Annotated in this window: 17 protein-coding genes; 5 read left to right on the plus strand and 12 right to left on the minus strand. The window is 41.2% G+C overall.

Going from position 1 to position 16,059, the window contains the following annotated elements; translation table 11 throughout:
- Positions 1-18: 18 nt before the first annotated feature.
- From FPZ43_RS15715 to FPZ43_RS15730, 4 genes are all read right to left on the minus strand, one after another.
- Positions 19-2,304 carry a hypothetical protein gene (locus FPZ43_RS15715; protein WP_146382887.1) on the minus strand — a complete coding sequence of 762 codons (2,286 nt, stop codon included), beginning with the start codon at positions 2,302-2,304 and terminating at the stop codon, positions 19-21.
- A gap of 170 nt (positions 2,305-2,474) precedes the next feature.
- Positions 2,475-2,816 carry a hypothetical protein gene (locus tag FPZ43_RS15720; RefSeq protein ID WP_186461864.1) on the minus strand — a complete coding sequence of 114 codons (342 nt, stop codon included), beginning with the start codon at positions 2,814-2,816 and terminating at the stop codon, positions 2,475-2,477.
- 195 nt (positions 2,817-3,011) lie between these two features.
- Positions 3,012-3,518, minus strand: a complete 507-nt coding sequence (locus FPZ43_RS15725; RefSeq protein ID WP_146382889.1) for a hypothetical protein — start codon at positions 3,516-3,518, stop codon at positions 3,012-3,014.
- Positions 3,515-4,015, minus strand: a complete 501-nt coding sequence (locus FPZ43_RS15730) for a hypothetical protein (RefSeq protein WP_146382890.1) — start codon at positions 4,013-4,015, stop codon at positions 3,515-3,517. Before FPZ43_RS15730 ends, FPZ43_RS15725 begins: the two co-directional genes overlap by 4 nt.
- 196 nt (positions 4,016-4,211) lie before the next feature.
- Here FPZ43_RS15730 and FPZ43_RS15735 point away from each other — a divergent pair, with 196 nt between their 5' ends.
- A complete protein-coding gene (locus FPZ43_RS15735) occupies positions 4,212-4,856 on the plus strand; it encodes a hypothetical protein (RefSeq protein ID WP_146382891.1) in 645 nt (214 codons plus the stop codon).
- Positions 4,857-4,867: 11 nt separating this feature from the next.
- Here FPZ43_RS15735 and FPZ43_RS15740 read toward each other — a convergent pair whose 3' ends face one another.
- The 6 genes from FPZ43_RS15740 to FPZ43_RS15765 form a co-directional block, all read right to left on the minus strand.
- On the minus strand, positions 4,868-6,898 hold the full coding sequence (locus FPZ43_RS15740) for a hypothetical protein (RefSeq protein ID WP_146382892.1): 2,031 nt from the start codon (positions 6,896-6,898) through the stop codon (positions 4,868-4,870).
- Positions 6,899-6,973: 75 nt separating this feature from the next.
- On the minus strand, positions 6,974-9,022 hold the full coding sequence (locus tag FPZ43_RS15745; protein ID WP_146382893.1) for a hypothetical protein: 2,049 nt from the start codon (positions 9,020-9,022) through the stop codon (positions 6,974-6,976).
- Positions 9,023-9,049: 27 nt separating this feature from the next.
- Positions 9,050-9,490, minus strand: coding sequence for a hypothetical protein (locus FPZ43_RS15750; RefSeq protein ID WP_146382894.1), 441 nt, complete (start codon positions 9,488-9,490; stop codon positions 9,050-9,052).
- Positions 9,491-9,686: 196 nt separating this feature from the next.
- Positions 9,687-10,352, minus strand: coding sequence for a hypothetical protein (locus tag FPZ43_RS15755; protein WP_146382895.1), 666 nt, complete (start codon positions 10,350-10,352; stop codon positions 9,687-9,689).
- Positions 10,353-10,404: 52 nt separating this feature from the next.
- On the minus strand, positions 10,405-11,622 hold the full coding sequence (locus FPZ43_RS15760; RefSeq protein ID WP_146382896.1) for a PBSX family phage terminase large subunit: 1,218 nt from the start codon (positions 11,620-11,622) through the stop codon (positions 10,405-10,407).
- Between the two features lie 134 nt (positions 11,623-11,756).
- Complete coding sequence (locus FPZ43_RS15765) at positions 11,757-12,218, minus strand: terminase small subunit (RefSeq protein WP_146382897.1); 462 nt, start codon at positions 12,216-12,218, stop codon at positions 11,757-11,759.
- A gap of 206 nt (positions 12,219-12,424) precedes the next feature.
- Here FPZ43_RS15765 and FPZ43_RS15770 point away from each other — a divergent pair, with 206 nt between their 5' ends.
- The 4 genes from FPZ43_RS15770 to FPZ43_RS15785 all read left to right on the plus strand — a co-directional run bounded on the left by FPZ43_RS15770 (position 12,425) and on the right by FPZ43_RS15785 (position 15,343).
- Entirely contained in the window at positions 12,425-13,024 is a 600-nt protein-coding gene (locus FPZ43_RS15770; RefSeq protein WP_146382898.1) for a hypothetical protein, read from the plus strand.
- 145 nt (positions 13,025-13,169) lie between these two features.
- On the plus strand, positions 13,170-13,457 hold the full coding sequence (locus tag FPZ43_RS15775) for an RNA recognition motif domain-containing protein (RefSeq protein ID WP_146382899.1): 288 nt from the start codon (positions 13,170-13,172) through the stop codon (positions 13,455-13,457).
- 142 nt (positions 13,458-13,599) lie between these two features.
- Positions 13,600-14,934 carry a sensor histidine kinase gene (locus FPZ43_RS15780; protein WP_146382900.1) on the plus strand — a complete coding sequence of 445 codons (1,335 nt, stop codon included), beginning with the start codon at positions 13,600-13,602 and terminating at the stop codon, positions 14,932-14,934.
- 76 nt (positions 14,935-15,010) lie between these two features.
- A complete protein-coding gene (locus FPZ43_RS15785; protein ID WP_146382901.1) occupies positions 15,011-15,343 on the plus strand; it encodes a hypothetical protein in 333 nt (110 codons plus the stop codon).
- Positions 15,344-15,411: 68 nt separating this feature from the next.
- On the opposite strand, the gene FPZ43_RS15790 is transcribed toward FPZ43_RS15785, so the two are convergent.
- Both FPZ43_RS15790 and FPZ43_RS15795 read right to left on the minus strand, forming a co-directional pair.
- Positions 15,412-15,828 (minus strand): hypothetical protein, encoded by a 417-nt coding sequence (locus tag FPZ43_RS15790; RefSeq protein WP_146382902.1) that lies wholly within the window; start codon positions 15,826-15,828, stop codon positions 15,412-15,414.
- 32 nt (positions 15,829-15,860) lie between these two features.
- The gene (locus FPZ43_RS15795; protein WP_146382903.1) at positions 15,861-16,043 is read right to left on the minus strand and encodes a hypothetical protein; all 183 of its coding nucleotides are present in this window, start codon (positions 16,041-16,043) and stop codon (positions 15,861-15,863) included.
- Positions 16,044-16,059 lie beyond the last annotated feature (16 nt).

Here is a 16,059-nt window from a genome sequence, read left to right on the forward strand (position 1 = left end):
ATAATTTATTAATTCTTTTTACAGATTCACCCTGTTAACTGTTTGCGCCAAAATGTTCTGCTGATTGTTTACGTCTTTCACATCCACATAAATAGGGGGAAAGTTGTTGATCATTTGATAAGCCAGCGTATTTGCCATTTCTTTAACATCAACAACCGGCTGGCTATAGTAGCGGTTGGCATTGCCACCATCGGTATAAATATCACCAATTGAATATCCTTTGCCGGGATTTGGCATCGAAAAGTCGCGGCCGCCATACGCCACATTAATGGCACTTACTAAGTTGCGTGCCCACGGGTTGCGCATAGCTTCAGATACTACCACAGCCTCGCCGCTGCGCAGGTAAGCATTGGTATTATCGGTACGGCTATAGCCGGGTAGCAAGGCCCCACGCCCGTCAGAGATGAACTGACCGCCTTTGGCAAATTGAGGAGGCTTTTGCGATGCAATAGTAGCAATCTGTACTGCAGTTGATGCTATTATACCCGGAATTACAAAAGGTGCAAGCACACCGGTTTGTGATGTGGCTTTAGTTATAGCCAAAGCACCATTCACCACCGCTTGCAGTACAGACATTCGCTGCTCGGCTTTAAAAGCTTTAATTTTTTCCTGCTCTTCTTTCTTTTTATACTTTTCCTCAACTGCTTTACGCTGCGTAGATGTAAGGCTAGTGTTGCTTAATTCATTTGCCTTATCCTTTTCAAGTCCTTTTATTTTGGCTTCGGTGTTTGCTTTAATATTACTGCCAAGTAAAGAGAAGGCTGCATCAGCGACTTTTTGAGCTGTGTTTACCGCGAATTCCTTACGCTGTTGTTCGTATCGTTCCGATAAATCGCTAAGGTCCTTCTGGTGTTTTTCTTCTATAGCTTTTTTCTTTTCGCTGTTATTACCGGCCATAAAAAGCTCGTAAGCAAATTTGTCGTCAATTAACTTACGTTCTGCTGCTAACTGGTTTCCGGGTAGCTTTATTTTTCTTAATTCCTTTTCATCCTGACTAATGACATCTTTTTTTTGTTGGCCTTCCTTTTCTCTTAAATTCCCGGCGAGCACATCCATCGCCTTTTTCATATCGGCCATGTTTTGTTTGGCAAACAATTCGGCATTGTTGCCAATGTTTTGTTTGTATTTGTGTTGCAGCCGCTCGCTGCGTTTATTGAACTCCTCCTGGCTGATCTCCTTATCTCGCAAAAGCCCGTCCAGCTGCTTAAGTTCAAGATCGTACTGGTTTTTATTAAGCTCAAGGGTTTGCGCAAAATCAATTGATTTAGCCTGCATGAGTTGTTCGGCGTGAGAGGTAATGATATTATGCTTTCTTACAAAATCTTTTTTTAAAATTTCAGTGGTAGTACTGCCAACAAAATTAAGTCCATTTCCATTAGCAACCTCTGCAGCAAGCTTTTGGTAAGTGGCCGCAATATTTACTAAATTTTGCTGATCTTTTTGAATTTGATCTCCCTCTTCTTTACGTCTTTGGTTAGCTTTAGCTTTTAATTCAGCGTCGGCTATTTCTTCGGTGTTTGACATGCCCGCAGCGCCTATCCCCGCAGCTCCAGTATTGCGGTTAAAAAAATCAACCGTTTTGTCCCAAAAGGTTAATACATCTTCATCTTTTTTAAGTTTAATTTGCTCAGCTTCAACAGCTTTTTTTGCCGCCTCTTGTAATGCCATCTGAGCAGTTGCCTTATATAAAGTCATTTTTATATAGGCTGGCCCGTTTTTAAGTAGTTTTCCCTCTACTTCATTTAAAGTATCGGCATGGCCCATCGTTTTGCCAAGCGTATCATTGTATTGCCTAAGTACATCCTGTTTTTTCAAAAAGCCATCTTTTGCCAGGCCAACGTTAATTTTAAGTTCATTAACTTGTTTAATGGCTCCGCTGTACTCTGTGCTACCCACAGCTTTATTCAAGCTCTCTATACTAAGTTTTGACTGGTTGCTGGCATCTTTTCCTTTTCCCAGGCTACTTACCCAGTCAATAATGGCATCACCGTAAGTTGCAAGTAAGGTTACACCAACAGAAATTAGTGTATTCCATGATAGCATGGATGACGCTAACTCCTTTAAAATATTTTTGGGTTTGCCACCTGACTCTGCCAATTGCCGATTTTGCTCATTCAGGTTTTTAATGGATTCTACCACCTCCGGTAGTTTTTCTCCGATAGCCTGTATGCCGGCCTTCATGCCATCAGCAAAAGATGGTAATTTGCTATTTAAACCGACAACGGATTTTTGCAGTTCATCAAGCGCTTCTTTATAAGCTTTTGCCTTATCGATATCATCTTGTGATAAAGGTTTTTGTTCCATAAAATAATTGTGTTATAAATGCAAAATGGCATAATCATAGGAGGTTTTAAATACCTGTTTGTTTTGTAAATATTGTTATTCCAGTTAAAATATTAGACAATCACTTTCGTGGAAATCTTGCATAAGCAGATGCGCTTAAGCAAAAAATTAAATTAGCGTACTATTTGCGTTTATCGAAAGTCATAAAATTTTGTTGATTCCTTTGGCTCAAAGTTATTAGGTAAGCCATAAAGGTTATCATCAATGTACTCATATCCGGCAGGTAGGGTATCACCTTTTGTTGCCTGTGTGATTAACGCACTTTTAAGAGGCTCAATAGCATACAAAGTTGCGTACAGCGTAGAATCGTTATAATGAATAGGAAATATTGTACGCTTAATGTATTTACCAATATATGACGATTTATACTTATATAAACTGTCATTAGTAAATGCTGCCGGCATCAACACAAAATATTGTGAATCATTTTTTGATTTAGCTATTCGCATCAAAAAGAGTTTAGAAGTTGACATGGCAGCGAATGGCCTGTAAGCATATACCTTATCTCCTTTTTTGAAGGGGTTGTATTTAAAATCTTTATAATAAGCATTTATAAGCTTGAAATTATAAAAACTGAAAGCGGTTACACTGAGGCGGCAGTTACACCTAATGATAATGCTACTTTTTTTAATGACATGTTATATACCTATGATGTATTTAAGATGGGTTTACTTTGATTGCTTAGGATTAATAGAATAGTCGGTTATATACAAATTGCTATCTATAAATTTATAGCTCTGTGGCAAATTACCGGCTTTCAACCGGGTTGTATTGACTGCCTTTGGATTCGGCATGATAGCGTAAAGCCTGACTACCGAAGTGGTGTCTGTGCCATTGCTTGCCTTGTATTTAATTGAAATAAGCTTTCTGTTCAAATAATTTCCTATGTAAGCAGACTTATGCTTTATTAAACTATCACTAAGGAAACATTTGCCAGAAAGTACAATCTTTTTTTCTGACGAAGTTTGCGATTCGGCGATCCTGTAAATCGGCAAATCAAAGTTTTTGCTATAATTAAATGCTTCAAACGCATAAAGCCTGCTCCCTGGTGTAAAATCATTGGTTTGCAGATCTTTATAGTACGCTTTAAAGTAGCCAATATTTAAAAAGCCTATAATAGCTGCACCAATAATCAAAATTATACATACATATAGCAGTAGTTTTTTACCTGTCATGGTTTAATACCATTTGACTTTTTAATATCTGTTAATTTCAAGTCAAGGTTAAGGCTCTTGAAGGATTCCAAGTCACGTATGCCATCAGTATAATTGATAAAGTTTATTCTGCCCGAAAGGTTCTTTTGTATATTTCCGCTTACAAATACTTCATCTCCTTTTTGTAGTTTTTTGACGGCTTCCATCAACTTAGCATCTTTTGGGTTGACAAGAGAAACAAACATAGGGTTAGTGTATTCAGGGCCAGCGGCTTCGTGCCAGTTTCCGATAGGTAAAAACACGTCTACCTTTACATAGTCAACCGGTTCCGATTTTACTTCAATATTTTGAACAATCCCCACCCAGTTATTAACCGAAAGATTGTTTATTATATACTTCTCAACTTCTGCTTTGCCTTTTTCAAACGACTCTTTTTTAGTTATCTCATTTATTTGAGCATCGTAAACAGAGTCGGTTTTAACAAGCTCCCTTAAAAAAGATTGTTCAGCAGCAGGCATAGGTTTATCGGTATACCTTGCTTCGGGCGGGGGAGTGCATGCAATTAAAATAAAAGGAAGGACAAACGGGAATAAGCGTTTTGTGATCATTGTAGGTTTTGCTAATTTTATTGGTAAATATAAATATAACTTTTCAAATTACGACCGTATCATTTAGAATATTTATCTTAGAATTTGAAATTTCTAAACCTTATACATGAAAATATCATTCAATCTATTTGTATTCCTAATTGCGATTTTGGTTGTAAGCTGCCAAAACACTGGCAACAAGCATACTGGATCTTCATTGGCCCAACCTGCAGATGCTAAAGTCGTGGACATGCGTCCTGCCGCCCAAGTGGCATTTTTAAATAAAATAGAGGCGGCTTCAGCATATGAGCATCAATCAAATGCTATTGCAAAAGACCAAAGCATAACTGCTTATAATAAATATGCGAAAGACAGTCTTAAAAACATTAATGATTGGGTTTTACAGGTAGTCGAAATTAATGACAATGCTTATGATGTAAATAGTGTAATTAAAGTGCTTGGCAATACGGATGATATACCTGTATATAATTTAATGTTAGTCTCTGAAATAAAAGACGATCCTAGTACTGATACAATTGGGATTAACAACCGTGTAGATTTCACTTATACTATCCCGAAAAATCCCAAAACCGACGAACTTAAAAACAATCTTAAAATAATCAAGAGTTTAAAAGCCGGAGATATGGTAGTTGTTTCGGGCTCGCTTATGCATGTTAATGAAAAGGGTAAACTTGACTATGCCGCGTTTTTTGAAAATTCGATGCCGTGGAATGTCGATTTGCTTATAAAGTCAATCAGGAAAAAGGAGTAGTTGTAAAGCCCTTACCCCAGTTTGATTAACTCAACCTTTACCGGCTGGCCTTTACGCCAGCCATCTATTTTGTTGATGTAATAATAGGCGCTGTCTTGTTCCAGGTAAACCGGTATCAGCAGGTCCAGCTCCAAAATATCTCTAGGCGTTAGTAAAAAATAACGTTCAACCTTTTTGGTTTGCTGCAAAATCTTTTCAAGTTCGGGATAATATTTAACTCGCAGATCGTCCCATTTAAGGCTTTCTTTTTCTTCCGGCCGGTAAAAGTATGGCACTGATACGGTTGCGTTAACAATATTGCTTAAATCACCATCGGTAAATTTAATTGATCGGTTGTTGTAGCTGCGCAGATCTATCTTTTTGTCTATCAATATCCTTGGCGATACTGCAATATTAAAGTCATCATTGTCGGCCTCTGCCTCAATCATCTTTATTTGCGCAATGGTACCGCCAATGTAAGGGCGGTTAAGTGTGCCTGCAAATTGGCTTTCAAACAAATCCATCGAGGCCTGGAGTGTTTTATCAGCTACATTTATTTTTGCATCGGCAAAGCCTTTTGGCAGCACTGCATCGTCTTCTTTATGCTTCATGTAATTCACTTGTGCATAATTGCCAAGCTGAAAGGTTACCGATTTGCCTTGATCAAGGCATTTTCCGGTCCAGTTTCTGGCAATAGCGATGTTATTTACAATAGTTTTGAAAGACGCAAAATTAACCGTGCGGGCAATGCTGTCTGTTTGGCAAATGATGCCAAAACGTTGCAAAATATCTTTCAGTAAATCTTTTTGGCTGATGTCCGGAAATATGCGCTCGCACTGTACATCCTGCCCGTAAAGTACCGTTTGCGCAGTAGGCGTAATTACAAGGGAAGCGCCGGCGTAAATGGTAAAATATGCAGGCCTGTCTCCTTTAAATTCATAGTCGATACTGATTTGATTGCCAATAGCAAGGTCGGCTGTTGCAGACATTACAGTGTTCGCGATATCAACATACCCTCTGATATTACCACCGCTGCCGCTAAGGCGCTCAAAGCCGCTGCTAAAGTCGAAAGTAGTCTCCGTAAGCGCTATCCTGGTACCCGCATCGTTGTAGGTAATATATATTTTTAAAAGCGATGGATGCTTCCCGGTAACCTTTCCCTCAAACCGTATTTTAGGTATTGTGAGCTTTATTTCAACATTACTAATTTGCTGTGAAGTGAAGGTAGTACCACCATAAAACTGGCGCGCCGGGTCATTGTTTATCGTATTGAAAGGTATTGTTCCGGTATTATCATTAATTGGTACATGGCTCACGTTTAAATTTTGCATAATAGCCGCATTAAGACCATACTCTCGAGGCTCGTTTTGAAAATCTGTGCCATGTTCAAAAGAACTGTTGCTGAATTGGGCAATCAATTTAGGGTACAGCGGATCATCAAGCAAGGCACCCGCAGCTTTGTAACCGGTTGTTTCCAACATTGTATCAATCAATGTTTTAATAAAAAAGCCAGGACGCAAGTTCCTTACGTTTATTTCGCACTGACCTAATTCATTGTAAACAAGTTTACCATAATCAACAACCGGCCATATCCAGCCCTCTGTTTTAGTTTGGGAGTTGACTACGTTAGCAAGTGTCCATTTATGCTGGTGTTTTTTAAATGGTTTGCTTTTACCATATGGTGTTTGATCGTCGCCCATTTCATAGATCTTGCCACTTATGGCATCAAAAAAGTCGACGTTGCCGCTCAGGATCGTGATGTTGGCGCTGCTTTGCTCAACACTGTTTAAAACGGCTGTTCCGTAGGGAATAATCTCGAGTCCGTCCTGCATCACGCGTGCTTCATAATTGTTGTATGGCTTGCAATTGGTAAATGCAATATCATCCGGATAGCCCAGTATTTGCCGGTTGCGCTGGGTTAGCGGCAGCTTAAACTGGTTGCTGGTATTACCCTGCTGATTTTTGACTTCGGCAAGGTTATTTATCTGAAAAGTAAGTGCAATGGGACTATCGTCGGCCAGGTCAACAAGTTCGTTATTGATGTAAAGTTGAAGTTGGTTCATGGTTTGCTGATGGTTAATGGTTCATAGATCATGGTAAAAGCTATTGGCTATGAACCATGTACCGTAGGCTAAAGCCTATTGTGCCTGGACATTTATTGCAGGGAGGTTAAATGTTATGCTGAAGGGCGCGCGGCCGTTGCGGGTTTCATATTCGGCATAGGTGGCGGTATTAATAACCACTGTTTGCCATTTTACCGGATTTTTGTTTACCAGCATCTGCACCTTTGGCGAGTACTTAATGGACTGTAGGCCTTTAATGTCGTCTACAGAAAGATCCTCGGCCATCACCTTAACCTTGTTCCCAGCCGACTTGCTAATCACTTCGTCAATTCCCTGTTGGTTTTGCCAGTCGCTCACATAGTTTTTGATAATCACGGCGTTCTGCACGTCAAGGCTAACTTCTTGATTAAAAACGAAGCGGTAGTAGTTCCACGAGCCACTTAAGCCTATCCAACGCAGGTAAACCGATTGGTCATCAACCGCGTCATCAATCCTTACAGTTTGGGTTTGCGTTACAGCTTCGCTCGTACCGCCGTCGATGTATTTTAGCGTGAGATTGAGATAATATACATCGTCATTGAAGTTTTGGCTGATGAGCAAACGGTTCAGGCCAAGTTGTGCAGGCACTGGTATATTTGCAACACCCTGCCGGGCTATTACCAACCGGCTGCCATCATTATTTAATAACCATGAACCATCTTCATTAAGCAAGTAAGTAGTTTGCGGGCCGCCCGGTAGCGGTTTACGGTTAATGTCGAGCAAGACCATCTCGCAGAATATGTCTTTACCCATGAGGTGTTCGCTGTAAATAAAGCTGATATCAAACGGGTAACCGTTGCTGTACGCAGGCTCGTTAAAGTCGGTGATCCATTTTGCTTTGGTAGAACCCTGCGGCACACTTGCAAAAGGGACGTAAGAAGCTAAGTTCCCACTATAGTGATCTCCCAGCTGTTTTGCTGCATAAACCACATAATATGGCTGGGGCATCTGTACATAAGCAGATGTTTTTTCTGTGGTGCCCTCGTCCCAAGCTTCGGCGTAGGATACTGTATAGCTGGCGCTCAGGTTATCGTCCCGATAGTTGGCAAGCGCATAATTGCTCTCGTCAACGGGACGCAGCACGCTTTGCAAAAAATTGGAGATATCGGCTCGTGTTGTGCCCTGGGCGTTTGGCCGGTTTGTGGCTTTTATTACACTTAGCTGTCCCGTCAGTTTATCGGTATAAGTAATTTTGGTAATGATGCGATAGTAGGGCCTTAAGCGGTTGATGTTGATAAAGCCGGTAGCGTTACCGCTATAGGGGATATCAATTATGAGCCCATTGTATCCATTACTACCGGTAACTTTGTAGACGCCGTTATAAACGCCCGCTTTAAGGTATATGTAATCATCCTTTTGTACTGCTGAGATATTCTCACTAATGGTTACTATAGCATTCCCCGTAGCAGTATCCTGTTGTACGCTGTTTACACTAAAATCTTTACGCTGATACGTAAATACAATAGGGTTGAAGGCTGCGCTCCACCTGGAGATGTTGCCGCCCGGTAAGGTAACCGAAGGGTCTGAAACCAGCAGATTATTCAGCACCGGGATGGATACGTCTTTTATGCCTGTGCAGTTATTAGCATCTTTAACGTAAACGGTTCTCGCGCCCCCGCTAAGCCCCGTAAATACGGCCGAATTTTGATATGTGTTGCCGTCCAGGCTGTACAGGATAGGCAGGTAGGACGAACTTGCCTGCACAACTATGACAGCATCTGCCGCGCCGGGTGCCGACTCTGACTGGCGGACTTCCACGCTTGTGATGGAAAGGTCGCAGCCATATGGCGTATCTTCATATTCGAGCGTTTCGCCTTGGCCTGTTATTAAAAACGAGGTGTAGTAGGGGTTAAGCGGATCACTGTCGCTAATTTTACCGGTATATATTGCCTGGCTTTGGCCGGCAATATTAATGGTGTAGTTTTTAAGTATGCCATTGTTATTTACCTGGTAACTAATAGCGATGTTATTGCCATTGGTTAACTGCCCGGTTGCCGGGTTTATTATTTTTATGTAAACACGCCCGTTTACCTGTGTACCTACCACATAGGTGCTCGACATGTCGATGAGTGCTAAAACAGCCATTGATGTTGATTTGAATTGAATGAAGTGTTAAAGTATGTCTTGGTACATGCGGTTAAGCGTTATGGTTAGCCCCACGCCGGTTGTATTTACATCGTGCTTATTGTATACCGGCAGGCATTTGGCTTTTTCGCCGGTTTTGACTTTGAAGAACCGGCCTTCTCTATCGCGATATTTTGATGCTTTTACAATAAACTCATTAGCCATCAGCAGGGCTTGTTGCACAAAGCTTTCGTTGTCTGCAGTGAATTGTCCAAAGTCAGTTTTGTACAAAAATTCGATATATAAAATAAAGCTATTACTTACCGAGCCGTTTACCCCCGGCATTAAAGTAATGGGCTGCAATGGATACAACATTACGCATGGAAACGCAGCATCATCTGCAAGAGTATTAAGTTCTTTTTCGGTACCGTATAAAAAAGAGGGGGCGGCTGTAAGGCTTTGTGCAATAGCTTCAATTTGGTTGCGCATTTGGATATAGTTGGGTTTATTTAATTGGCCGTCATCATTTCGCTGTAGCGTTTTTGGTATTCGGCTTCAGTTTTGTTCAGCAAAAGTTTTGTAAGTACCCGCTCATAGGGCATGGCAAGTATGGTATCCCATTTTGTGATGTCGCCACCGGCAAGGGAATTTATTGTATTAATGTATTTAAAGGTTTCAAAGGCCTTTATACCGGCTCTTTTCTCAATAGCTGTAACAGCCGTTGCCAGTAGCTTAGTTTCGGTTTGTATAAGTTGGGATAACTCATAAAAAAATGTTTGGCAATTGGTAGTGCCTCCGTTACCTTTAACTGTTTTATTGTTTCAGCAAAATTGGCCGCTTCATACTCGTTATACCGCTTCCCGGTTGCTCTGCTATAGAAATAGTACCCCAATACTTTGCAGCACGCGGTAAGCGATGGATTAAAATAATCCTGCCATGCCTCTTCACCGTAAATGTCTACAAACCGGGCAACCTCCTCGGCTATTACGTCACGGGCAGCCATAAAAGCCCCCGTTGGTTCTACAGACAAATTATTGATCACGTTAAGTGTTGCCTTCTTTTTGCCTACAGTTAATCCGATTTTTTTAGGGATATCGTCGCTATCATACAAGTACTTAATTTGGTGCGAAAGCGATAATATTACATCGGCCAGATTTAAAAAGTCATCAGCGCTCTTTACAGTTTGTAAATCTGTGACAGATATGCCAGTCAGAATACTTATGGCCTGCAAATCGCTCATGTCATTGGTTTCCTGTAACTCTATCATTTGCCCCAGCGTTATTTCATCAAGGCGCGATGGCATGCTGATAGTTAATGTGCCGTGTGTTGTAATAAGTGTTTTTTCTATCATATCGGGTTTGCTTCTTTACTATGGTTTTAATATCAGGTTAATGGTAAGCGGTTCAGGATAGGCCAAGCAGTTCATTAAGCAGGCTATGGCTCTCCGGCCCAGGTTGGTAAGGAAGTTTGGTATTAAGCGTTTTGCTGGCCTTGTTATTCAGCTTGTTTAGGGCTACATAACGCAGCGGGTCAATAAGGTGGTTACATGCATCAACTGGTTGGTTAATAGCTTTGCCGCTGTTATCGGTGCGCCATTTGTATCGTTCAAATTCTTTCCGCAGGTTAGTACTGCGGCGGGTTATATTGATCTTGTAGCGCTTAAGTATATCAATGGAGTGTTGTACGCTGTCGGGCCCTTTTTTTGCACCCGTGATCATCCAGCCCAGGCGCTTCAGTTCCTCTATAGATTTTGGTTCGGCGCTATCGGCTATAATGGGAGTGGTATAATTAATACCTGCCTGCTTGAGCTTTTCGGAAATATCGGTGTTGGTAAGGCCCGTTTGGTAAAGCACTTCGTCTACCCAAAGTTCACCGTTTTGCAGGTAAACCAGCACGCAACCTGTTTCATCATTAGTGAAACCGAAATCAAGCCCCGCTGCTATGAGCTTAGCACCGATTGGTATCGCTTCGCAGATATGCCAGTTGTTGAAAACCAAACCGGTGATACGGCCTGTAAGCCCCCGGGCGTATACTTTCCATAATTCAATATCCTGTTGCTTAAGTGCCTCAATCTTTTGCCTTACTTCATAAGCAAGGAATGGATTGTGCCTATGGTCGGATATCAGAAATTGCACGTTTGGCTTACCCAGCAAATTATTATGTACCCAAAAGCTGTTGTTGGGATTATAGTCGATAAATATGCGTTTCCGGGTACGTAAAGACAGTTCTGCAAATATATCCCATTGTATGCCGTTGGCTTCGTTTATAAACAGATAGTCGCGCTTTCCGGATTTTGCGTCCTGTGCGTTTGCATAGCTTTTATACTCAATCAAACTACCGTTTGTAAACTCGTAAACCCTATCGGTTTTATTGAAGTTTTTTACCATGCGCTGCAACACTGCTGATGCAGCATGTATTGCCTGTGCATCGCGCAGTACACCGGCCTTTAAATTAGGTATATCCTGGCCAACCACTGTAATAACCTGCTTTTCATTTTCGCAGGCCAGGCAAAAAAGTACCTGTTGTATAGCATATGTTTTGCCCGAACTTGTGCCTCCCTGGTTTACAACAACCTGGGCTGTAGAGTAATAATTACTGTTAAATAATATGGTGGTATGCATGTTACATGTTAAAGTCTTGGCTAAAACTTTATTGATAAATAGGAGCTATTGCCATAGCTGGCGCAATGCAAACGGAGTTCATTAAATAATGCTTATTGAAGCCGGTGTTTTTCCTTCAATTCAATTGCGGATACTTAAAGCTCAACTTCCTTCTCGTTAGCTGCCACATTCGGGCCTGATTGTACCACTTCCACAACAATGCTTTTCGGTAATATTTCAGTGTAAGGGGTGGTTTCACTTTTATCAGTCCATCCCATTTTTTTAAGCGCAAATATTGCTCCTGTGGGTGCCTGCATGTGCAGTTTGCGTTCATATTCTTTCTCGATACGCAACCTGGCTTTGATTATATGTTTGCGGTGCTTGCCCTTGCGCTCATATTCCTCAAACTCTTGTTGGCTATTAAAGCCCAGGTGCAGCATTAAGCCGGTAAACAAAGCAGGTTCAGGTTCACGGTCCCAAATCTTTTCGGTTTTGGATGGCGTATTTTTTTTGGAGTCGGTGGCAATTGGATTTTCGTAATGAAAACTGCCCTGGATATGGTCAAAATAACTTTCAATTAAAGCCACGCATCCGGCAGTGGTTAATGGTAAAGGCATAAAATATAATATTGTGATAAATATGCCGGTTAGCAAATTAGTTATACAAATGTACGAAATTAATTTTGATATTGCTAATATTATTAGAATTTTTTGTTATGTTTATCTGCGTGGAAAGGTTAAATAAATGTTAAATTTTGCTGATGGTATTGCTTGGCACTTAAATTTGGCATTTATTTTCGTATGTTTAGTGAGTCGTCATAAACATGAATAAAGGTTTTGCCAATTTCGTAGTGTGTTTGCTCCTCGCTTTAATGGGGTTTGTTTCTGCCTGTCAAAAAGACGATAGCAGCAATACCCAGGCGGTTGATCAAAAATTGCAGGCTGCAAAAGCAGATAGTGCGCTTGCTGTTGAGTCGCCGGGGAACTACCTCGCGTCAACAGGTAGCCTTAAACTCAAGCTTGGCGACTCTGTTTACATATTTAATGCATCGCAGGATTCTGTAGCCTTTGTTAGCATGAACGTAGGCAACAATGATTATTTTGGTATAACGGCAATCAACAAAGCTCATAATTTGAGTTTTGGCATCAGTGCGAAGGGGGCAGCCGCTACCGGTGTTACCCGCGACGTAGAGGGCAGCCAGCTGCTGTTGAATCACGACGCGTTACATAGCGAACAATATTCGCTTACCCAATATACAAAGCCGGGCGATGCAGGCAAGATCCAATTAACCGCCTATAGCGCAGACACTATACTGGCCCGCGGGACCTTCTTTGTTTTTATGGCAAAGGATGACAAGAAGGATACCCCCATACAAAGGGTTGAAGGCAGTTTTGAACTTCTCGTAAAGAAGCTGTCAAAGTAATTTTAAGCGGCTTTAAAGACTGATTGTCTGCATGGTGTCTCAATGACACGTAATTGTAAAAATGATGTCTCTGCAATGGTATTCACTGCGTTTGTACCCACAAAATGGCTTATTTTTGTACCTTTGTATAAAACAAAGGAGATTAATGAAAGTATTTATTGGAGGCCTTCCATTAGAAGTAAGTGAGGCCGAATTAAACGCTGTTTTTGAAGATTTTGGGCCGGTTAAATCGCTCAGGATTGTTAAAGATCGCGAAACAAAAGAAAGCAGAGGCTTTGGCTTTGTTGAAATGGTGAATGAGGATGAAGCTAAAGAAGCTATCAGATGCATGAACGGACAAAGCTATTATGGCAAACGCATTACAGTAAATGTTGCTGAAGACAAAGGCCCGGGTTTTACGGGTGGTGGTAACAGAGGTTTTAGCCGTAATTAATTTACGCCCCATACATATTCTTTTTAAAGTCGGCTTGGGCCGGCTTTTTTTATGCTCGGAATTTTGCATTTTAGTGTTTTGAAGCGCCTATTTGTTTAAATAATAATTAGTAATCTTGTAATGCAACCTAACCTTAAATATATTGCAGTTAAAAGCAAAAATTAACAAGCTTTGGGCCAACATTACGGGCCATGCTTCCCAATTTCCGCTCGAAACAAGAATATTTCATTCGCTTTGCGTAATAGCGACTATAGCATTGGGCTATAACGTGCCTTTTAATTACCTTATTGGTTTGCAAGTGGTTTCGTTAATGAGCTTTGTAGCTATGCTATTTTTTATGCTGCTTTACTACCGCTCACGCTACCACGGCAAGGTAAATTCTTCCCTTGTAATCTTCGCATTAACCGGTAACATCCTGTTTGTATTTAACTACATATACAACTCCGGCACAAACGGCCCTACAGATTTGTTGATGGGCCTGTGTATTATGCTGGTGCTTTGTGTTGCGCCTAAAAGACAACAGCGTTTTTGGGTGGCACTCAATCTGCTTATCCTTATCGGTTTGCACGCCCTTGAGTATTACCTGCCAAATGTTATACCCGATACATATGTTAGCCGCCGGGCAAGGTATATAGATGTTACATCAGCTTATGTTGTTTTTGTATTTGTGCTGTATTACACCATTGCCTACTTGCGACGGAACTACGATTTCGAAAAAAATTCTGCGGCTAACAAGGCTATTGCCATTGAGCGGCAAAATGCCGAGATGACCCACGTAAATCATGAGCTTGCCCGCATAAATACCGAGCGCAACAAGCTGCTGTTTATCATCGCTCATGATCTGCGTTCGCCTTTGGGTAATATTCAAAACTACCTGGAGTTAGTCAATGATAATGAACTCGATAGCGATGATCGTCGGTCGGTAGAGAGCGATCTGCTTAACGTTACCCGTGGTACCATCGAAATGCTTGGCAAAATGCTTATGTGGTCAAAGGCACAAATGGACGGCGTAAACGTTAAGCTTGGCTACATTAACCTTAGTGATGCCCTTTACAATACCGTTGAGCTTGAAAAGTCCTTAGCTGCAAAAAAATCCATCACGTTCAATGTCGATCTTGATTGGGGAGCCCGTATAGTGGCCGACAGCGATATGCTGCAACTGGTTATACGTAACTTGCTAAACAATGCCATTAAATTTACACCTAACGGCGGTATCATTAGTTTTAAGGCCAAGCAAATAGGCGCGGAGTGCTGGCTCATAATCCGCGACAATGGCGTGGGAATACCAGAAAGTATGCACGCCGGTCTGTTCTCCTTCCAGGGTAGCCCAACACTTGGCACCGAAAATGAAAAAGGTGTTGGCCTTGGTTTGGTGCTTTGTAAAGAATTTACCGAACTGCAGGGCGGCCGCATATGGCTGGAATGCCCTGAAGAAGGCGGTACGGTTTTCTACGTTTCGATGCCGGCGGCCACCTGATAGCCTAAATCAGCTGATTGTAAACTATAAGTTTATATATTGTATCGATGGAATCATTTTTGTTAGTTTTGACAATATGAGACCCGGCGATAAAGTAATTTGCATAAACGATAAAATAGATCCTGATAAAAGCGAGGAAATACGCCGCGATTTTGAGATCTGGATCACCAAAGACAAAGAGTACACCATCCGTGAAATTTTAGATAACGATGGTATTGTTACCGGCGTTTTGCTTGAAGAGGTACATAACTTTCCCAAATTTTTTCAGCTCATTAACCGCTACCAGGAACCTGCTTTTGCCATTTGGCGTTTCCGCAAACTCAATTATAACAGCGCACCTGCCGAAGCAGTAAGTGAAGTAGAAGAGCTTGTATCAATAGAAGAGGATCAACTTGTAAAAACCAAGTAATTGCTTAAATATTCAAGCGCAACATATCTAATCGCGTTTTGTGATATCGATGCCGATTGGCATAACAGCTACCATTGTTTATCGCCTATAACTTCGGTTTCTACTAATTGCGTTAATACCTTTTTTAGTACCTTTTCGCGAGCCCATTGCTGTTCGATTAATGTAGCATCAGTTTCATACCATGTTAGCGGTGGGTTTATCTCAATACGGGTATTGTAAACAAACTGTTTATTGGCGTGTAATTTAGTACCCTCGTAGCTGTTAAAACCTTCCGCTTTTATAATTCGAGCAAACTGTTTTGCGCTGATGTCGAGCTGCAGGCACTCGTCCACCGTGTTTTTAAAATCTTGCTTGTCTTCCAGCCAAAGTGTGAGTGTGTCGTTGTTAAAATCATGATCCGCAATGCAAATGCGGCTATAATTATAGTCGACAGAAATGATTAGCCACCATAGTTGGTCTTTTAGTTTTTGTGAAAGTTTTATCATTGCCTTAGCGTTTGTGTTTTAATTACTATTTGTTATTGATTGATGTTAAAAGCGGGCATCCAGCCCGGTAAATACTTTTGTATTGCAGCTAAAGTATCGCTGTGTTTCTGGCAGGCAGCTTGGTAGGCTTCCAGGCGTTGTTTTAGTTGACTGTCTTCTTTCTGTCTAGACTTAAATTTCCCTGGGCTTTTAAATGCGTTGTAAACGATATGCATACTTGTAAAGTGTTTT

The organism is Mucilaginibacter pallidiroseus (assembly GCF_007846085.1).
GTDB classification, from domain to species: Bacteria; Bacteroidota; Bacteroidia; order Sphingobacteriales; family Sphingobacteriaceae; genus Mucilaginibacter; species Mucilaginibacter pallidiroseus.

What these genes read in the sequence shown, in the direction of transcription:
- FPZ43_RS15745 (WP_146382893.1), bottom strand. Translation starts at nt 9,022, where the DNA reads ATGGCTGTTTTAGCACTCATCGACATGTCGAGCACCTATGTGGTAGGT.
- FPZ43_RS15755 (WP_146382895.1), bottom strand. Translation starts at nt 10,352, where the DNA reads ATGATAGAAAAAACACTTATTACAACACACGGCACATTAACTATCAGC.
- FPZ43_RS15720 (WP_186461864.1), bottom strand. Translation starts at nt 2,816, where the DNA reads ATGTCAACTTCTAAACTCTTTTTGATGCGAATAGCTAAATCAAAAAAT.
- FPZ43_RS15785 (WP_146382901.1), top strand. Translation starts at nt 15,011, where the DNA reads ATGAGACCCGGCGATAAAGTAATTTGCATAAACGATAAAATAGATCCT.
- FPZ43_RS15750 (WP_146382894.1), bottom strand. Translation starts at nt 9,490, where the DNA reads ATGCGCAACCAAATTGAAGCTATTGCACAAAGCCTTACAGCCGCCCCC.
- FPZ43_RS15730 (WP_146382890.1), bottom strand. Translation starts at nt 4,015, where the DNA reads ATGCCTGCTGCTGAACAATCTTTTTTAAGGGAGCTTGTTAAAACCGAC.
- FPZ43_RS15790 (WP_146382902.1), bottom strand. Translation starts at nt 15,828, where the DNA reads ATGATAAAACTTTCACAAAAACTAAAAGACCAACTATGGTGGCTAATC.
- FPZ43_RS15765 (WP_146382897.1), bottom strand. Translation starts at nt 12,218, where the DNA reads ATGCCTTTACCATTAACCACTGCCGGATGCGTGGCTTTAATTGAAAGT.
- FPZ43_RS15740 (WP_146382892.1), bottom strand. Translation starts at nt 6,898, where the DNA reads ATGAACCAACTTCAACTTTACATCAATAACGAACTTGTTGACCTGGCC.
- FPZ43_RS15775 (WP_146382899.1), top strand. Translation starts at nt 13,170, where the DNA reads ATGAAAGTATTTATTGGAGGCCTTCCATTAGAAGTAAGTGAGGCCGAA.
- FPZ43_RS15715 (WP_146382887.1), bottom strand. Translation starts at nt 2,304, where the DNA reads ATGGAACAAAAACCTTTATCACAAGATGATATCGATAAGGCAAAAGCT.
- FPZ43_RS15760 (WP_146382896.1), bottom strand. Translation starts at nt 11,622, where the DNA reads ATGCATACCACCATATTATTTAACAGTAATTATTACTCTACAGCCCAG.
- FPZ43_RS15795 (WP_146382903.1), bottom strand. Translation starts at nt 16,043, where the DNA reads ATGCATATCGTTTACAACGCATTTAAAAGCCCAGGGAAATTTAAGTCT.
- FPZ43_RS15735 (WP_146382891.1), top strand. Translation starts at nt 4,212, where the DNA reads ATGAAAATATCATTCAATCTATTTGTATTCCTAATTGCGATTTTGGTT.
- FPZ43_RS15770 (WP_146382898.1), top strand. Translation starts at nt 12,425, where the DNA reads ATGAATAAAGGTTTTGCCAATTTCGTAGTGTGTTTGCTCCTCGCTTTA.
- FPZ43_RS15725 (WP_146382889.1), bottom strand. Translation starts at nt 3,518, where the DNA reads ATGACAGGTAAAAAACTACTGCTATATGTATGTATAATTTTGATTATT.